The sequence below is a fragment of the Bradyrhizobium sp. Rc2d genome, from assembly GCF_900099855.1.
In the GTDB taxonomy this organism is placed as follows: domain Bacteria; phylum Pseudomonadota; class Alphaproteobacteria; order Rhizobiales; family Xanthobacteraceae; genus Bradyrhizobium.
In genome coordinates, this window is the sequence record NZ_FNCU01000001.1 from 768,017 (window position 1) to 784,850 (window position 16,834).

At 64.0% G+C, this 16,834-nt stretch carries 16 protein-coding genes; 5 read left to right on the forward strand and 11 right to left on the reverse strand.

Annotated elements, in window-relative coordinates; all coding sequences use genetic code 11:
- Window positions 1-12: 12 nt before the first annotated feature.
- From flgK to BLV07_RS03580, 10 genes are all read right to left on the reverse strand, one after another.
- Window positions 13-1,788 carry a flagellar hook-associated protein FlgK gene (gene flgK, locus BLV07_RS03535; protein WP_091879704.1) on the reverse strand — a complete coding sequence of 592 codons (1,776 nt, stop codon included), beginning with the start codon at window positions 1,786-1,788 and terminating at the stop codon, window positions 13-15.
- Window positions 1,789-1,806: 18 nt separating this feature from the next.
- On the reverse strand, window positions 1,807-2,280 hold the full coding sequence (locus BLV07_RS03540; RefSeq protein ID WP_176945315.1) for a flagellar protein FlgN: 474 nt from the start codon (window positions 2,278-2,280) through the stop codon (window positions 1,807-1,809).
- Window positions 2,281-2,288: 8 nt separating this feature from the next.
- Window positions 2,289-2,549: a hypothetical protein gene (locus tag BLV07_RS03545; protein WP_091879707.1), complete on the reverse strand. Its 261-nt coding sequence runs from the start codon at window positions 2,547-2,549 to the stop codon at window positions 2,289-2,291.
- Between the two features lie 3 nt (window positions 2,550-2,552).
- Window positions 2,553-3,818, reverse strand: a complete 1,266-nt coding sequence (gene flgE, locus BLV07_RS03550; protein ID WP_091879710.1) for a flagellar hook protein FlgE — start codon at window positions 3,816-3,818, stop codon at window positions 2,553-2,555.
- A gap of 31 nt (window positions 3,819-3,849) precedes the next feature.
- Window positions 3,850-4,515, reverse strand: coding sequence for a flagellar hook assembly protein FlgD (locus BLV07_RS03555; RefSeq protein WP_091879713.1), 666 nt, complete (start codon window positions 4,513-4,515; stop codon window positions 3,850-3,852).
- A 263-nt stretch (window positions 4,516-4,778) separates the two neighbouring features.
- The gene (locus BLV07_RS03560; protein WP_091879716.1) at window positions 4,779-5,051 is read right to left on the reverse strand and encodes a hypothetical protein; all 273 of its coding nucleotides are present in this window, start codon (window positions 5,049-5,051) and stop codon (window positions 4,779-4,781) included.
- A gap of 166 nt (window positions 5,052-5,217) precedes the next feature.
- A complete protein-coding gene (locus BLV07_RS03565) occupies window positions 5,218-5,646 on the reverse strand; it encodes a flagellar export chaperone FliS (protein ID WP_176945316.1) in 429 nt (142 codons plus the stop codon).
- Window positions 5,647-5,663: 17 nt separating this feature from the next.
- Window positions 5,664-7,346 (reverse strand): flagellar filament capping protein FliD, encoded by a 1,683-nt coding sequence (gene fliD / locus BLV07_RS03570; RefSeq protein ID WP_091879722.1) that lies wholly within the window; start codon window positions 7,344-7,346, stop codon window positions 5,664-5,666.
- Between the two features lie 61 nt (window positions 7,347-7,407).
- Window positions 7,408-8,232, reverse strand: a complete 825-nt coding sequence (locus tag BLV07_RS03575) for a flagellin (RefSeq protein WP_091879725.1) — start codon at window positions 8,230-8,232, stop codon at window positions 7,408-7,410.
- Window positions 8,233-8,375: 143 nt separating this feature from the next.
- Entirely contained in the window at window positions 8,376-9,068 is a 693-nt protein-coding gene (locus tag BLV07_RS03580; protein WP_091879728.1) for an RNA polymerase sigma factor, read from the reverse strand.
- Window positions 9,069-9,581: 513 nt separating this feature from the next.
- Here BLV07_RS03580 and BLV07_RS03590 point away from each other — a divergent pair.
- The 3 genes from BLV07_RS03590 to BLV07_RS03600 are packed head-to-tail and all read left to right on the forward strand — an operon-like array spanning window position 9,582 to window position 13,921.
- Entirely contained in the window at window positions 9,582-11,996 is a 2,415-nt protein-coding gene (locus BLV07_RS03590; protein WP_091879731.1) for a hypothetical protein, read from the forward strand.
- Between the two features lie 59 nt (window positions 11,997-12,055).
- Window positions 12,056-13,372 carry a hypothetical protein gene (locus BLV07_RS03595; protein ID WP_091879734.1) on the forward strand — a complete coding sequence of 439 codons (1,317 nt, stop codon included), beginning with the start codon at window positions 12,056-12,058 and terminating at the stop codon, window positions 13,370-13,372.
- 12 nt (window positions 13,373-13,384) lie between these two features.
- Window positions 13,385-13,921 (forward strand): hypothetical protein, encoded by a 537-nt coding sequence (locus BLV07_RS03600; protein ID WP_091879737.1) that lies wholly within the window; start codon window positions 13,385-13,387, stop codon window positions 13,919-13,921.
- A 99-nt stretch (window positions 13,922-14,020) separates the two neighbouring features.
- On the opposite strand, the gene BLV07_RS03605 is transcribed toward BLV07_RS03600, so the two are convergent.
- On the reverse strand, window positions 14,021-15,187 hold the full coding sequence (locus BLV07_RS03605; RefSeq protein ID WP_091879740.1) for an acyl-CoA dehydrogenase family protein: 1,167 nt from the start codon (window positions 15,185-15,187) through the stop codon (window positions 14,021-14,023).
- Window positions 15,188-15,475: 288 nt separating this feature from the next.
- Here BLV07_RS03605 and BLV07_RS03610 point away from each other — a divergent pair, with 288 nt between their 5' ends.
- Together BLV07_RS03610 and BLV07_RS03615 are read left to right on the forward strand one after the other, a co-directional pair.
- A complete protein-coding gene (locus BLV07_RS03610) occupies window positions 15,476-15,928 on the forward strand; it encodes a MaoC family dehydratase (RefSeq protein WP_091880357.1) in 453 nt (150 codons plus the stop codon).
- Window positions 15,928-16,779 (forward strand): HpcH/HpaI aldolase/citrate lyase family protein, encoded by an 852-nt coding sequence (locus tag BLV07_RS03615; protein ID WP_176945317.1) that lies wholly within the window; start codon window positions 15,928-15,930, stop codon window positions 16,777-16,779. The genes BLV07_RS03610 and BLV07_RS03615 overlap by 1 nt, the downstream gene beginning before the upstream one ends.
- Window positions 16,780-16,834 lie beyond the last annotated feature (55 nt).

Sequence of the window (16,834 nt, forward strand, 5' to 3'; positions counted from 1 at the left end):
GGCCTTCCCCTCTTACGTCGACTGCACGGCGGTGAGCAGCGCCGAGTACATCGAGTTGATGGCCTGGATCAGCGCGGATGCCGCGGAATATTTGTTCTGGAGCGTGCTGAGCTTGGCGGATTCCTCGTCGAGGTTGACGCCCGACTGCGACGCCAGCGAGCTCGCATAGGTCGACTGCGCGGTCTCCTTGGCGGTGTAGCTCGTCGACGCCTGGGACGCCTTGCTTGCGACATCGGCGACGATGGCCGAGGCGTAGTCGGTCAGCGAGCCGGTGGTGGCGGCAAGCCCACCGGTGGAGGCAAATGTCCGCGAGTCCGTCAACGCGTCGTAGAAGGCATTGACCACGGTGGCCGACCCCGACGACAGCACGGAGCTGCCGACCGTCAGGCTCGATGAGGAATCCAGCGTCGCGAGTTGGAGCTCGTTGGTGCCCGACAGGATCTTGCTGCTGACCGCGATATCCGCCGCGCTCGTTCCGGTCACGAGATCGTTGAGGCCGAAATACTCCGAAAATCCCTCACCCGAGCCTCCCACCGCGCTCGTCATCTCGTTGATGGCGACACCATTGCCTGATCCGTTCGCCGTGATCGAGAGATGGCCGTCGGAATCGACCGAGGCGGATAATCCGGAAATGCCGTTGATGGCCGTGACGAGATCCCCGACGGTGGAATAGGACGACAAATCGAGATCGCCATAGGAGACCAGATTGCCGCTCTGATCGGTGACGGCAATGCGCACCGTTCCGGTGGCGGAGAGCGCCGTAGAGCTGGTGACAGCGGTCGTGCCGGTGAGGCTCGTCGGCGCCGGCACCGACGAAGCGCCGTTCGAGACGCTGTTCATCGCCGAGGCAAGCTGCTGCGCGAGCTGGTCGAGCTGGGACTGCGCCGCCGGCAGGGTCGTGTCGCGAAGCGTGATGAGCGCGCCGATATCGCCGCCTGATATCTGGGAGGTGATGTCGACCCCGTTCACCGTGATCGCGCTGAAGCCGCTCGACGACGAGCCGGCGGTGTAGGTCGTCGATGCCGTCACGTTGGCCGCAGCGGTATAGCTGATCGTGTGCGCGGACGAATCGACCAGCGCCTGGCCCGAATTGGTGTAGATCTGGAGATCGCCGTTCGACGCAGTGAAATAGCTGATGTTCATCTTCGAGGCGAGATCCTGGAGCGCGGTGTTGCGCTGGTCCTCCAGGTCTGCGGTCGACTGGCCCGCTGCCGCCGTCTGTTTGATCTGGGCATTCAGATCTGCGATCTGCCCCAGGTCCGCGTTGACGTCGTCGATCGCGGACGCAATGTCCTGGTCGGCATCGGCGCGGAGCTTCTGGATGCCGCTCGAGGTCTCCCGCAACTGGCTCGCGACGTCGTCGAGTGCGCTGACGACGTTGGATTGCAGCGAGGCGCTGCTCGGCGTGCTCGCCAGTGACGACAGCGCCGATTCGAGCGAGGCAATGCTGTTGGCGAGCGAGGTCCCGGTCGACGAATCGTCGGTGCTGCTGGTCGAGCCATAGAGCTTCTCCAGCGATGTCAGATAGGTGTTGGCCGTGTCGGCCGAGCCGAGCTCGGAGGTCGCAGCGATCAGCGACTTCAGCAGCAGCTTATCGACCGTCGAGGTGATGCCGGTCACCGTGACGCCGGTGCCGACACCGTTGGTGACGCTGCTCGACTGGTTCGCGGTCTTTCGGGTGTAGCCCGTCGTGTCGGCATTCGAGATGTTCGACGACGTCACGCTGATCTGCACGGACGTCGACGACAGCCCGCTGAAGGCGATCGATCGTGCGATATCGAGTGACACGGCGGCTTCCTCGGCTCGTCAGGCGCTGCGGCAGGTGCCGCTGGAGACCGCGCGCGCGGCGACACGGCCCGAGGCCCCGTAGGGCGACACCGTCGCGATCTGCTCGCGGATCGCCTGCATGACCGCTTCGATCCGGCGGTTGCTGGCCTCGATCGCCGCGCGCAGGCGCACCAGGTTCTCGTCCATCGCCGCACGCAGCTTCAGGATCCGCTCCATCAGCTGCTCGCGCAGGATCCGGTCCCGCACGTTCAGGCTAGTCGTGCCCGCTGCGCATTCGGCAACGGTCCGTTCGAAGATCTCCGCCAGCTGGTTCTTCTCGTCGACCTGCCTCAAGCGCGAGGCCGGCAGGCCCTTGGCAAGCTCGGCATTCTCCTCCACGACCAGCGCGGTCAGCGCATCGATGAGCACGATCAGCGACTTGATCAGTGCATCGCCGTTCGCAGGGTTTGCCCTCGTGGCTTGGCTCTTGGCTTGGGCTACACTCATGATCATCGCCTTCTCTAGTTGTGCCGTTTGCCGCGACCGGCTTGCGAGTTGCGCAGATACGTGCCGATTGCGGTCGCCCTGACAGTGGCCCGCCTCATCTCGCCTTCGATCTCCGCGCACTCCTTCAACAGGCCGCGGCGGGTCGTCTCGAAATCGTCGAGCAGCGCGAGCAATTGCTTGCGGTCGCGGCCCGTGACGGTCGCGGCGCGGCCGACCAGCCGCCGCAACCGGTGCAGCAGCGCTTCGCCCGCCGCGCTTGCCTTTTCACCGGGCATCGCTCACCTCATCGCCGAGATCAGGGTGTCGTACATCTTATTGACGGTGGAGATGACCTGGGACGCGGCGGAATAGGCCTGCTGCGCCGAGATCATGCTCGAGAACTGGCTCGAAGTGTCGGTGGTCGAGGATTCCAGCTCGCTGCCGTAGATCGTGCCCGCACCGTTCTCGCCGGAGGCCTGCAAGGCGGCGTTGCCCGACGTCACCGTCGCCGAGTAGATGCCGTCGCTGGAAGCCGCGAGCCCGTTGGGATCGGCGAAGGTCGCCACCGCGATCTTGTAGATCGCAATGGTCTGGCCGTTGGAATAGGTGGCGTCGACCACGCCGTCCTTGCCGATCGAGATGCTGGATAGTTTTCCGTAGGACAGGCCGTCCGAATCGATGCTGGTGACGTTGACCGAGGGCGTGGTCTCGCCGGAGGCGTATTGCGTCAGACCATCGGTGCCCCCGGCGGTGCCGAGGTCCATCGTGATGGTGCTGTCGGCCGCACCGTCGGTCCAGCCCGTGATCGACACGGTGGCCGGGTCCGGGCTGGTGCTGGCCAGCGAACCGTCGCTGTTGAAGGTGATGTCGATCGTGCCCGAGACCGTGCCCGTCGCGGTCGTGGTGTCCGAGGCCGACGTTGGATTGGCGAAGCTCGCGTTCCAGGCGTTGGTCCCGGTCTTGGTCCAGGTGATCTGCATCGTGTTCGCCGCACCGAGCGAATCGTAGACCGTCATCGAGCTGGTATAGGTGTCGCCGGTGGCGGCGTCCGACGGCAGGTTCGCCGCGATCGTGGTCTTGGTGGTGGCGCTGCCACTGGTCGAGGCGACCTGGGTGTTGATGGCCTCGAGATTGCTCGCCGATTCACTGCCGACGACGTTGCCGTCGGCATCGGTGCGCCACCCCTCGAGATAGTAGCCGTTGTTCTCGAGATAGCCGGCATTGTTGATCGTGAAGGCGCCGTTGCGGGTATAGGCGACGGTGCCGCCGGTGGTGGCATTGGTCACCACGAAGAATCCGGACCCCTGGATCGCGACGTCGGTGGCATTGGAGGTCGCAGCCAGCAGGCCCTGCTGGGTGATGTTGGCGCGGCCCGAGACGGTGACACCGCCCGAGGCGTAGGAGCTCGTATTGCTGGACGCCGTCACGAGCGCGTCGAACATCGCCGAGGTGGTCTTGTAGCCGGTCGTATCGGAGTTGGCGATGTTGTCGCTGATCATCGACAGGGACTGGCTCTGGGCGCTGAGCGCCGAGATCGCCGAGGACAATGCACCGGTGAGACTCATGATGAAACTCCGAGGAAATCAGGACGTGAGATCAGGACGTGACGCCGAGGATGTTGGCGGCACTGACGGCGACACCGTTCACCGTGAGCGAGGGCGTGGACGTCGAGGTGTCGATGCCAGTCACCGTGCCGGTGACGGTCGTGTAGTTGAGCACCGAGTTTCCGGCGGAATCTGTCGCCGTCACCGAGATCGTGTACTGGCCGCCATCGGAGAGCTGATTGCCGCTGGAGTCCTTGCCGTCCCACGTGAAGCTGTTCGAGCCGGCATTTCCCGCTCCGGTGCCGGTGTAGACGACATTGCCGGAAGAGTCCGAGATGCTGATCGACACGTTCGAGGCCGCCGAGGACAGCGAGTAGCCGAAGGTCGCCGAGCCGTTGCTCAGGGTCGACGTGTCGGTCTTCGCTTCGACGGTGTGGCCGATGTAGTTCACCGAGTTGAGCGTCACGAGGCTCGAGAACGAACTCGCCAGCGACGACATGTTGGAGTTGATCGACTGCTGCTGAGTGAAATTGGCGTATGAGGTGAGCTGATTGATGAAGTCGGTGGTCGACGTCGCGTTCAGCGGATCCTGGTTCTGAAGCTCACTGACGAGCAGGCTGAGGAAGTCGCTGGAGGTCAGCGTCGAACTGGACGACGTGCTCGACGACGACGTCGTCGTGGTGGCGGTCGAGACGGCGCTCGTTGCGGAAACGGTCATCAGTCACTCCGGTTCTCGTGCGGCCGGCGGTGACGATGTCGGCGGGCGGCACGTGAAATCTGTGTGCTGATGAAACGCGTGGGCGCGTGGATTCAGGCGCGGATTCGCCCGCGCAAAAACCGCTTTTGACACGGCAAACTCTGCCGTGCGCGCGCTTAGAAGTGCGATGATGTCAGGTTGATTTAGCGGCGCGCTGCCGCTGCGTTCCCTCTCCCCGCCTGCGGGGAAAGGTGAAAGAGACACAATTTGTCAGAAGGAGCCGCTCAGCTCTCCGCCGTCTCGCCTTCGGTGCGCGGCTCGGCGGTCTCGTCTTTCATTTTCGCCGCCGCAGCGACGATGCGGTCGGCGAGGCCTTTGGGCGCTTGGACCGGAGGTACGGCGAGCGCATGGCGCAAGGCGCGTGCCTGTTCCAGCAGCGCTTGCGCGGCGGACGATTGCGTCAGCAGCTCTTCGGCGGGCAAACGCCGGTCATCGGGCCAGAGCGAGAGATCATCGCCCAGCCGATCGATCAGTTCCTCAAACTCGGTGACGTCCATCGCCCGCCGATCCCGCTTCGGTCAGGCCCGTCATAAAGCATTGCGAGCATGCCGAAAACCGGATTTCGGCGGACTGAAGCGCCAAAAGCGCCAGCAGCGCTACGGAAACCGGCCGGAATGGAAGGCCGGGACGATTCCCCTTCCCTCTGGATCGGGAAGCCGAGGCCTAGCCCGTGCGGACCGAACCGGTGGGCGCAGCCTTGCCGCCCCGTACGGTCGCATCGACGGACTCCCAAGCCTCGCGCAACTCGGTCAATGCGGCAATGATCCGCTGAAAACTTTGTCGGACGTGCGGCCGGCCGTAGGCCTTCAGGCTCGCCAGGATGAGGGCATTGTAGCTCTGGAACAGCCGCTCGGCGACCGCCCCGCCCTTGGCGAAATCGAGATTGTGGCTGAGGCCGCGGAGGATCGCAGTCGCCCTCATCAGGTGTTCGTGCCCTTCCTCGAAGCGGCGCGCCTCCTGGGCGGCGAGCGCCTTCTGGAGGTAGGTGATCGCGCCGCCGAGCAGCATCGACACCGCCTTGAGCGGCGGTACGGTGGTTGCCGTGCCCCGATAGGCCTGGTTGGCCATGTACGCGGTCGGATTATGCATCATCAATTCACTCGGTCTGATCAATCGCTCGACGAGCTGTTCAGCAATGCCTTGAGATATGTCAGCGTGCTGTTGGCGCTCTCGATCGCGGCCTGATATTTCGCGTATTGCGTCTCCAGCTGCGACTGCAGAGTCGATGCCGCGCTGTTGATGTCGTCGACCTTCTGCTGCAGCTCTTCATCGCGCGTCGTGAGATTGGTGATCAGCGTTTGCAGCGCGCCAGTCGAGGACGAGTAGTTCTTCGCGACCTGATAGAGTTGCGTCGCGATGCCGGAGGTCGATGTCACCGTGATCGACTGCGAGGTCGATCCGCTATAGGTGAAGGCCATGCCGGCATAGATCGAGCCGGAGGCGCCGATGATGGTGTTGCCGCTGACCGTGAACAGCGAGGAGTCGCCGCCGACCGAGGCCGAGCTGAGGTTTCCGTCGGAATCGACCGCCAGATCCAGGGTGAAGGATTGCGGCGATGTCCCGGTATTGATGACGCTGAGCTGGCTGGACGACGTCGTCGTCTGCGCCGACAGCAGTTTGGTCATGCCGCTGAGATTTGTGGTCAGGATGTCAGACAGCGTGCTGGTGTCGAGCTCGAGCTCGTTGTTCTCGTTGAACGACAGACCGAGGTCGGCCATCGTCAGCCCGCCCACGGTGCTGTTCAGGGCATTTTGCAGCGCATCCATGATATTGCGCATGGTTCCGTCGCCGAACAGGACTGCGGTCGAGGCTGCCGTTCCGTCCGTCGCGGTCGCCTGCTGGGCGATGACCTCGTCGCGAAACGCGTTGTAGTTGGTGACGAAGGTCTCGATCGCCGATTCGATCTGGCTGGTATCGGGCTCGATGCTGACGTTCAGCGTCGTCCCGTCGGGCGTCGCCTGGAGCAGGCTGAAGGTGACCCCGCTCAAGACGTCGGAGATGTCGTTGGTGTCGCGGGTCATCGCGATGCCGTCCAGCGTGAACTCCGCCGATTGCGCCTCCTGAAGCACGTCGGCGAAATTCCCCGAACTGTCGGTCACGCCGAGCTCGTTCAGGATGTCGTCGCCCGACGTGCTGGAATAGGTGATGTCGGCGGCATCCTCCGTGCCCGTCAACACCATCTCGTATGAGCCGCTGGAGACCTGCACGATCGATGCCTGGACGTTGGTGGTCGAGGTCTGGGCATTGATGGCATCGACGACGTCCTGGAGTGACATCGTGCTGGTGACGGTGATGTCGGACGTAGCACCGCCTTCGAGACCGATCGAAAACGTGCCGGAATAGCCGAGCTCATCGGTCTGGCTCGACTGTGAGGTGCCGATCACCTTCTCCGCAGTCGCGAGCTGGCTGATCGTCAGCGTGTGGTCGCCCGTCGCAGCTCCATTCTTGATCGTCATGGACAGCGCCGAGGAGGCGCTCACGTCTCCGGTCGAACCGATGCTGGCCGCGCGCGTCGCAAATGCGCTGCTGGACAGCGAGTTGACGACCGAGGTCGCCAGCGACGCCAGCCCCGAATACAGCGTCTTCAAATCGCTCTGGAGCGTCTGATAGGCCGAGATCTTCGCCTCGTTGTTCGTGATCGAGGTCGAGATCGTCGTGGCCTGCGCGGTCTTGGCGTCGACGGCGGCCTGGATCAGCGCCGACCAGTCGATGCTGCTCGAATTGGTGGTCCCGCTCGTGGTGACCGAGACTGCCGAACTCGTGGAGCTTGTGCTGGAACTGACGGTGGTCACTTTGCGTGGCGGTCCCTGATAGAGGGCGGGCCGGCATCATGCCGGCCCGCGCTGGTTTTCATCAGCCCAGCAGCTTGAGCAGGTACTGCGGCATCTGGTTCGCCGCGGCGAGCGCCGAGACGGCAGCCTGGGTCTTCACTTCCGCGGAGGAGAGCTTGGATTGTTCGGCCGCGATGTCGACGTCCTTGATGGCCGAGTTGGCGGATTGCAGGTTCTGGGTCTGGGTCGAGATCGAGTCCGCGCTGAAGTTGAACCGCGACTCCTGGGCGCCGATGCTGGCGCGGGCCGCGGAGACCGTGTCGATCGCCGTATCCAGCGCGGTCAACGCCGAGGTCGCATCCGACAGCGTGCTGACGTCGAGCGAGGACACGCCGAGCGAAGAGGCCGTGAGGCTCGTGAGCGTGATCGTGATGGTGTCCGAGCCCGAGGAGCCGACCAGCACCGAAACGCCGGAGGCGAACACGCTCGAGCCATCGAGCAGGCTCTGGCTGGAGTAGCGGGTGCCGGAGGCGATCGAATCGATTTCGCTCGTGAGCTGCGTGAACTCCGAGTTGATATAGGCGCGGCTGGAGTCGGTCGTGGTGCCAGAAGCGGATTCGGAAGCCAGCGACTTCATGCGCGCCAAGATGTCGGAGATGTTCGAGGCGCCGCCGTCGGCGGTCTGGAGGATCGCGGTGGCCTGCGAGGCATTGGTCGCGGCCTGCTGCAAGGTGGTGACGTCCGAGGAGATGCGGGTGGAGATCGCAAGGCCGGCGGCATCGTCGGACGCAGACGTGATGCGCGAACCGCTCGACAGCTTCGAGAGCGAGCTGGTTTCCTGCGAGGAGTTGATGTTGAGGTAGCGGACCGCGGCATTGGCGGCGGTATTGGTATTGATTGCGGGCATTGGAAGCTCCTGTGCTGATGGGCAAGCGTGCCGCATCGTTGAAATCGACTTACGACGACGCGGACCGCAGCCCCGTCCGTTCGCTCAAACGGCGGAGCGCTAGGAGATCAGGCGCGAAATTTTTCGCGAGGCAATTTTTATGGTTAGCAGTCGGTAAACGCGGTGCGGATGTCGCGCTCGTGCTTGCGCAGGAGCTGTCGGAGCTGCTGGCGGCCGCGCTTGAGCAGCGACTCCACCGCAGCCACCGTGGTGTCCATCACCTGGGCGATCTCGCCATTGCTCATGTTCTCGTGATACGACAGGATCACCGCGATGCGCTGCTGCTCGGGCAGGCGCTGCATCGCCAGCTCCAACATGTCGTTCAGCTCGTTGCGCTCGATGATTTCGACGGCGCCGGGCTGGGCGTCGGCGACTTCCGGCACCGTCTCGACATTCTCCGTGCGCGGCTTGCGGCGCAGATCGATGCAGCGGTTGGAGATGACGCGGTAGAGCCAGGTCGAGAATTTGGCGCGGCCATGCTGCCAGCGTCCGCGATGGCTCCAGATCTTGAGCATGGTGTCCTGCACCACATCCTCAGCGTCCGCGGCGTTGCCGACGATGCGCAGCGCGATCGCGTAAGCGCGATCGATATGGCGCTCGACCAGCATGCGGAACGCGACTTCGTCGCCGGTGGCGAGCCTATCCAGCAGTTCGCTGTCTTCGTCGAAGACGACATAGGCGGTATCAGGCGTGCTATCAGGCGCGAGCGGCACCGAGGGCGTCAGCGGCATGACCGCATCGACCGGCGCCGTCATCTCGGCCTCGGCGGGAGCCATGACATCAGCAGCGTAACTCATCCCGCAACCTCCAACCCGCAATGCCGCCGGCGCACATGCCACACGGCTTCCAGGCGTTGAACGCAGGGCCCGAACAATCCAGGCGGAGAATTTTTGTTGTTTTTCAAGATGTTAGCGGGTCACTTTTGCCGAGTGTCGGGCAATAATTGCCGACTGTGCGCGAAGTGCGCGCGTCAATCCTGCAATCATCACATCGTCTCGCGCCATGGCGGATCATCCATCCTGAACAGATGTAGCGGTGAGAAAACGCTGACATTACGCGGCACTAGGTGATCGCACGCGACACGCGTGCAGCGCTTGAAGAAGGGATTGTTTCCGAGTGTGAATGAACGCGCGACGACTTCTGCACTCGGCAACTTTTTCCGAATCACCTTTTTCGAACCTAGCGATTTTTTTGAATCTGTCAGTCGCGACGAGCGCGATTTTGAATCGCGCGTGAATTTTTTTCGCATTTGTGCCGCCTGACTCCACGCATGCGCACGTTAATCGTGTTGGTGGACGGGGAATTGCAGCATGAAGTTAGCGACGGCCGGCGCAGAGCGCCGTGCGCAAATTGTTTCTGCTTGGTCATTCGATGTTTTCGATACGTTTCTGCTGCGCGCCTGCACGACGCCGGATGGCGTATTTGAAAGGACTTACGAGCTTTTGGACATTTCAAGATCTTGTCCGAATGCTTCCACGAGTTTCGTTCAGCATCGAGTCCAGGCCGAATCGCGCGCGCGCCGAACGGCGAAGGAGAAGCGCGGTGCAAGCGAAGTGCACATCGCCGAGATCTATTCCTATTTTCCGTTCAGGCTGTTCGGCCTTTCACGCGGCGACCTGAGCGACTTGGTCGAAGCCGAGTTCGCCGCCGAGCTCGAGCTCTGCCGCGCCAATCCCGACATGATCAGGCAATATCTGGACATGAAGCGCGCCGGCAACCGCGTCGGGTTCATCTCCGACACCTATTGGGATTCGGGTCAGCTGGGCCATTTGCTGCGGGCTTGCCGTCCCGGGCTGACATGGGACTTCCTTTATGCGTCCTGCGACCATGGCAGCAGCAAGAGCGAAACACTATTCGCCACCTATCTCTCCGAGCAGGGGATCGACGCCGCGACCTCCTTCCATGTCGGCGACAACGACAAGGCCGACATCAAGGGCGCCAAGCGCCACGGCATCCACCCCCGCTATTATCCGCAGGCGACCGCGCAATTGGCCTCAAAGTTTCAGCGCGAGACGGCAGTGTTCGAGTTGCTGTGCACGGGCGCGCCATCGCGGCTCGATCACGGCGCGCGAACGCTGCGGCGCGTCGTCGCCGCCCACAGTGTCGAGAGGTCTCCAGCCTTCCATCTGGGACTGACCGTTCTAGGCCCCGTGATGGCGGCATTCGACGCTTTCGTGGCGCGACGCCGCGAAGACCTTGCGGGCAACGGCCGGCAGGTCGCGCTCGGCTTTCTCGGCCGCGACGGCTTCCTGTCACACCGGATCTGGCAGGATTTGCATGGCGGGACGGCTTCCTATCTCGAGATCAACCGCCGAGTCAGTCTGATCGCTTCGGCCGACACGATGCAGCCGCTGGTCGATCTTCTCGGCAAGGTCTTCAAGATCGACGCGCCGACCTTCCACGACATGCTCAAGATCATGCCGCCGAAGGTGGCAGCGTTCTTCGCCGGCTGTCCCGGTGGCATCGCCTCCGGCGAAGAGCTCGCCGAGGCGCTTCCCGGACTGATGGATCCGGCCGAGATCGTCGCGCTCGGCGCGGGCCTGCGCGCCCGGCTGCTCGCCTATCTCCGCCATGCCATCCCCGGCTTCGACGATTGCACCGATCTTGTCCTTGCCGATCTCGGCTATTCCGGCAGCGTACAAAAGGCGCTGCGCCGCGTCTTCGATTTGGAAGGCATCAAGATCCGCCTCCACGGCGCCTATCTGATGACGCTCGACGACGCCTTCGACGATCTCACCGAGGAGGACAGCGCGGCCGGCTTCATCTCCGATCTCGTGGTCACGCCGCACGTCAAACGCATGCTGATCCGCAACGTCGCGTTGCTGGAGCAGGCCTGCTGCGCCGCCGACGGCTCGGTGCGCGATTACGACGGCGGCGCGGTGCTGCGCGAGATCAATCCGCGTCCCGCCAAGCAGGTGGCGCTCGCCGCTGAGATCCAGGCCGGCGCGCTGGCTTTCGCGGCGAGTGGCGGCGAGATCGCGCGCAACCACCGCCTCGATCCTCACGCTGCACCCGACGTCGCCGCGCGGTGGTGCGCGGCGACGCTGGCACGGCTCCTGCTGCTGCCTGACGATGACGAGCTGGCGCTGCTCGGCACGTTGAAGCACGACGTCAATCTCGGCACCCATGCGCTCGCGCCGTTGCTCGACAAGCAATTCGTACGCGATCAGATCACCGCCCGCGGGCTCTCGGCCGCCTGCACCGCGGCTGCGCCACCGATGTGGCTCGCCGGCAGCTTTGCCGCCCTGTCACCGTCCTACGGCTATCTCTATGTGCTGTTCGGCGCCAACCGCCTGCCCGCAGACGTCTTCGAGGAAAGGCCCTGCGAGCGGGTTCAGGTCGGCCTGTTCCGTGCCGACGGGAGTGCAACGATGGAGAGCGTGACCATCCATCGCAACGGGCTCGGCGAGCTGCGCCTGCGCGTTCCCTTGGCCCGCACCATGGCAATCGCCGTGATCGCCCTGCCGCTGGCAAAATTCGCGCCCGAGGGCCTCCTTCATGGCATGACCGTGCAGCACGGCGAGGACGTTCGCGATGCCGCCGGCAGCCAGGACGTCATCGGCATTGCGGCCGACGTCCTGGTCTATGCCGGCGTGCAGCGGACCGGCGGCCACTATCGCACCGAGACCGAGGACGGCTGCCTGCTGATCCCGGTCCTCCCGATGACGCAGGAGATCGCGATCTATTCCATTGCGATCACATCGCTCGCCGCCAGCCCGAAATAGTCCGCCTGATCGTGCCGCCCCAACCGTTGAAGTCCAAGGGCTTACGAGGGGGCACGGAATTGACGGACGAGACACACGCGAATCTTGATCGGCTGCTGCAATCCGGCGGCATCCGGCTCGGCCGGCCCCAGCGCGACCGGCTTGCCTGGCTCGTCGGGCAGTACGGTGCGCCGACGCTCGACGGCGTCCCGGACGGGCGCAACGGCGTCATCATCCTCGAGCAGCCACCGAGCGGCGCGGCAGCCGAGCTGCTCTACCGCGCGCTCAATCCCGCCTGCGCCGTCGTCATTCCCAGAAGCGAGAATCCCGGCTTCGATTTCCTCAAGTCCAAGCTGACCGAATTCGGCACCGTCGGCCCCTGCGGCGCGGACGGCCCGCACGAGATGTGGTGGGGCGGCATCGGCTGGTCGAAATTCCTCCTCACGGCCGACGCCTGCACGCTCCGGCCGCGCATCATCTCCTGCTATCCGCGCGGCAGCGATGAGGCTGCGCCCCTCCGCCTCCGTCAATCGGTCGAACGCCTCCACCTCGATTGCCATATCGAGCCGATCGAGACGGAGTTCGACAACCGCATCCTCTGCTTCGAGAAGGCGGAGTTCGTGGTGCGGATGTGGAACAAATATCGCGAGCCGCTGCTGTACGTCGACGCCGGCGCGGCCTTGCGCGAAGCGCCGCTGCTGCCCTCCTTCCTCGGCTGCGACGTGGCGCTGCACAAGTGGAATAGCTGGGAAATGTCAGCGCGCACGCTCTATCTCTGCCGCTCCGCCCATGCGGAACGGCTGCTGCGCACATGGCAACAGTTTGCCGCCTCCTATCCCGCGATCTGGGAGGGCTATCTGCTGGATCAGGCCTGGAGCCTGACGTCGTCGCAGGTGCCGCTCGACACCGTATGGCTGCCGCGGTCCTATCACGCGCTGAACGGCGATCTCGGTGCGATGCGGGCCACGATCCTGCATGACCAGCCGACGACGACACTCGAGCTCGGCCCCGATCCCGGCTTTGCAGGCATGGTGCGCACGGCCCGCCGTGCCGGCCGCACCGGCGCCCGCGACGCCTTCATGGTCATGACCTCGAAAGCCGAAGCCGGCAACGGCATCGCCGTGATCCTGCGCGACATCTGCGCCAGCGACGCCGGCGCGGTGGCCGCGACCGTGGAGGCCGTGACGGGCGCTTATGCCGCCGATTGCGGCGGCTACGGCCGGCTGGAGCTGTCGCTCTGCGCCTGGCAGGACGACGTCGGCGCCGTACGCGAAGCCGCTGGCCTGGCCCGTTACCGCATCCTGGAGATCGCGCCGGGACAGCGCATCGCCAACGATTTCTTCGCCACCTGTGCTTGCGACGACGCGGTCACGACCGCACGCCGCCTCTTCCCCTGAGGAACATCCCAGATGCTCAAGACCATCATCCTGCTCACCGACACCGTGCAACAGCAGCAGCCGCTGGCCAATCTGCTCCGCGAGCACAATCGCGAGCTCGCCTTCTGCTCGGCACTCCGCGCATCCGACCTCGACGCGATCGACCCGGAGATACTGAGCGAAGCCCGTCTGGTGTCCTTTGCCGCCGGCGCAGCCATCTCCGAAAAATTCCTGCTCCAGCTCGGCTATGGCGCCTACAAATTCTACGCCGCGCCGATGCAATATCCGGGCTTGCCGCCCGCGCCCGACGAGAGCGACGAGGATCCACGCTGCTACTCCGTGATCGCGCAGTCGATGACGATCTGGCCGGATTTCAAGAAGGTCGTCGGCCTGGAAACCGTGACCATCCCCGATGGCACCGTTCCTGCCGAGCGCGAGCGGCTGGTGTTCTCGCGCCTCGCCCACTTGTTCTGGCAGATGTCGGGCATGATCGCCGGCGAGGCGGCGGATCTGCCTGGGATCATCGAGTCCGGCGAGAGCCAGCGCCCGACGCTTGCGATGATGAATTGAGTTATCTCGCGAAGCCACGCAGCTGCATCAACAGCCGTCAGTTGGATCGATCAGCGAGGTCTCTCCGGACATCGCAGATCCTGCCGGACAATCCGCAGATCAATAAGACTTGGCGAGGCCAAGCACTTTTTCCGCGATGAAGCTGAGAGCGAGCTGCGGACTGACCGGCGCGATGCGCGGGATCAGGATCTCGCGCAGGTACCGCTCGACGTGGAATTCCTTGGCGTAGCCAAAGCCGCCATGGGTCATCACCGCCTGCTCGCAGGCCGAGAAGCCGGCTTCACCCGCGAGATACTTTGCCGCATTGGCGGCGGCGCCGCAGGGCATGCCCTTGTCGTATTGCCAGGCCGCCGACATCACCATCAGCCAGGCCGCCTCGAGCTCGACCCAGTTCACCGCCAGCGGATGCTGGATGCCCTGGTTCTTGCCGATCGGGCGGTTGAACACCACGCGCGTCTTGGCGTACTCGGTCGCGCGCGACAGCGCGAGCTTGCCGAGGCCCACGGCTTCCGCGGCGATCAAGATGCGCTCCGGGTTCATGCCTTCGAGGATGTACTGGAAGCCTTTGCCTTCCTCGCCGATCCGATCCTCCATCGGAATTTCAAAGTCCTCGAAGAACAGCTCGTTGGAATCGACGATCTTGCGGCCCATCTTCTCGATCTCGTGGACCTTGATCCTGTTGCGGTCGAAATCGGTGTAGAACAGGCTGAGGCCGTGGGTCGGCGAGCGTACCTCTTCCAGCGGCGTGGTGCGCGCCAGCAGCAGGATCTTGTGCGCGACCTGCGCGGTCGAGATCCAGACCTTCTGGCCGTTGACGATGTAGCGGTCGTTCTTGGCGACCGCGCGGGTCTTGAGCTGGGTGGTGTTGAGGCCGGTGTTGGGCTCGGTGACGGCGAAGCACGCCTTCTCGCGGCCTTCCACCATCGGCGGCAGCATGCGCTTGCGTTGCTCCTCGGCGCCGAACACGACGACGGGATTGAGTCCGAACACGTTGATGTGCACCGCAGAGGCGCCGGACATGCCGGCGCCGGATTCGGCGATCGTGCGCATCATGATCGCGGCTTCCGTGATGCCGAGCCCGGAGCCGCCATACTCCTCCGGCACGCAGATGCCGAGCCAGCCGGCATCGGCCAGCGCCTTGTGGAAGTCGTGCGGGAAGCCGCCGTCGTGGTCCTTCTTCAGCCAATAGGCATCGGGGAAGCCTTCGCATATCTTGGCGATGGCGTCGCGAATGGCTTCCTGCTGATCGGTGAGCGCGAAATCCATGTTCTTGATCTCCTTATTGGGAGCAGCGGCGACTCACGTGCCCGATCTTTGAGGCGAGCCAGAAAATGACCGTGGAAGCCGCGACCGCGCGCAATCTCTCTTCTCTTCGCGTGACCCACCCAAAAGGCTATGGCCAATTGCTACCCGGACGTTCCCTCGGTTGCGTTCTTTAGCTCGAAAAACTGAATACAGATACGTGAATTTGTCTGCCAACTGTGTGTACCATGCATGGGGTCATGCGGCGCGACTGTGCGAGCGCGCTGTTATTTCGCAGGGAGGGAAACCGCGATGGCCGGACTTTGTTACGAGGATTTTTCCGTGGGCCAGGAGTTCAGGCATCCGCTGACCCGGACCGTCACGGAGATGGACAACACCATGTTCAGCCTGCTGACACTCAACCCTCAGCCGCTGCACATCGACGCGCATTTCTCCGAAAAGACCGAATTCGGCCAGCGCATTTTCAACAGCCTTTACACCCTCGGCATCATGATCGGCATGACGGTCTATGATACGACCCTGGGGACTACCGTTGCCAATCTCGGCATGACCGACGTCACTTTTCCAAAGCCTGTCTTCCATGGCGATACGTTACGGGCAACGACGAAGGTGCTTTCGTTGCGGGAATCGAAATCGCGCCCCAGGGCGGGCATCGTCGAGTTCGAGCACCACGCTCTTAACCAGAACGACGAGGTCGTCGGCAAATGCCGGCGCATGGCGATGATGCACAAGAGGCCAGTCTGATGCGTTCGATGCTGTTCGTGCCGGGTGATTCCCCGCGCAAATTCGAGAAGGCGAGCGAAGGCAAGGCCGACGCGCTGATCATCGATCTCGAGGACTGCGTCGTCATCGAGAAGAAGGACGAAGCGCGCGGGTTGACGCTGGCGATGCTGAAGAGCTCTCGCGGCCCGCATCAGCTCTACGTCCGCGTCAACGCGCTCGACACCGGCATGACGCTCGCCGATCTCGCCGCCGTGATGCCGGGCGAGCCCGACGGCATCGTACTGCCGAAATCGCAAGGCGGCGACGACGTACGGCAGGTGGCGACCTGGCTCGAAGCGTTCGAGGCGGCGTCTGGCATCACGATCGGCACGACGCGTATCGTCTGCGTCGCGACGGAGACCGCGGGCTCGATCTTCGGCCTCGGCAGCTACAAGGGATGCTCCCCGCGCCTCGCCGGCCTGATGTGGGGCGCGGAAGACCTCTCGGCCTCGCTCGGCGCCACCGAGAAGGCGTCGGGCGGCGTGTTCCACAGCCCCTATCGGCTCGCGCGCGATCTCTGCCTGATGGCGGCGGCGGCGGCCGAGGTCGCACCGATCGATACCGTCTACACCGACATCGACAATCTCGCCGGCCTCGAAGCCGAAACGCGTGCGGCACGGCGCGACGGTTTTTCGGCCAAGGCGCTGATCCATCCCAAGCATGTCGATGTCGTCAACGCGGCCTTCGAGCCGACCGACGCCGAACGCAGATGGGCTACGAGGGTGATCGCCGCGTTCGCGAGCAATCCCAATTCCGGCACGCTGCGGCTCGACGGTCAGATGATCGACAAACCACATCTTCGCGCCGCGAAGAAAATCCTCGGCCAAGCCTAGATCAGGACGCGGGCCTCGCCATGATCGTTCGCCAAGCCGCGCTGATTGCGCGGAC

Excerpts from the sequence above, each read along its gene's own strand:
- BLV07_RS03540 (WP_176945315.1), bottom strand. The coding sequence starts at position 2,280 with ATGATCATGAGTGTAGCCCAAGCCAAGAGCCAAGCCACGAGGGCAAAC.
- BLV07_RS03545 (WP_091879707.1), bottom strand. The coding sequence starts at position 2,549 with ATGCCCGGTGAAAAGGCAAGCGCGGCGGGCGAAGCGCTGCTGCACCGG.
- flgE (WP_091879710.1), bottom strand. The coding sequence starts at position 3,818 with ATGAGTCTCACCGGTGCATTGTCCTCGGCGATCTCGGCGCTCAGCGCC.
- BLV07_RS03555 (WP_091879713.1), bottom strand. The coding sequence starts at position 4,515 with ATGACCGTTTCCGCAACGAGCGCCGTCTCGACCGCCACCACGACGACG.
- BLV07_RS03560 (WP_091879716.1), bottom strand. The coding sequence starts at position 5,051 with ATGGACGTCACCGAGTTTGAGGAACTGATCGATCGGCTGGGCGATGAT.
- BLV07_RS03565 (WP_176945316.1), bottom strand. The coding sequence starts at position 5,646 with ATGATGCATAATCCGACCGCGTACATGGCCAACCAGGCCTATCGGGGC.
- BLV07_RS03575 (WP_091879725.1), bottom strand. The coding sequence starts at position 8,232 with ATGCCCGCAATCAATACCAATACCGCCGCCAATGCCGCGGTCCGCTAC.
- BLV07_RS03580 (WP_091879728.1), bottom strand. The coding sequence starts at position 9,068 with ATGAGTTACGCTGCTGATGTCATGGCTCCCGCCGAGGCCGAGATGACG.
- BLV07_RS03590 (WP_091879731.1), top strand. The coding sequence starts at position 9,582 with ATGAAGTTAGCGACGGCCGGCGCAGAGCGCCGTGCGCAAATTGTTTCT.
- BLV07_RS03600 (WP_091879737.1), top strand. The coding sequence starts at position 13,385 with ATGCTCAAGACCATCATCCTGCTCACCGACACCGTGCAACAGCAGCAG.
- BLV07_RS03605 (WP_091879740.1), bottom strand. The coding sequence starts at position 15,187 with ATGGATTTCGCGCTCACCGATCAGCAGGAAGCCATTCGCGACGCCATC.
- BLV07_RS03610 (WP_091880357.1), top strand. The coding sequence starts at position 15,476 with ATGGCCGGACTTTGTTACGAGGATTTTTCCGTGGGCCAGGAGTTCAGG.
- BLV07_RS03615 (WP_176945317.1), top strand. The coding sequence starts at position 15,928 with ATGCGTTCGATGCTGTTCGTGCCGGGTGATTCCCCGCGCAAATTCGAG.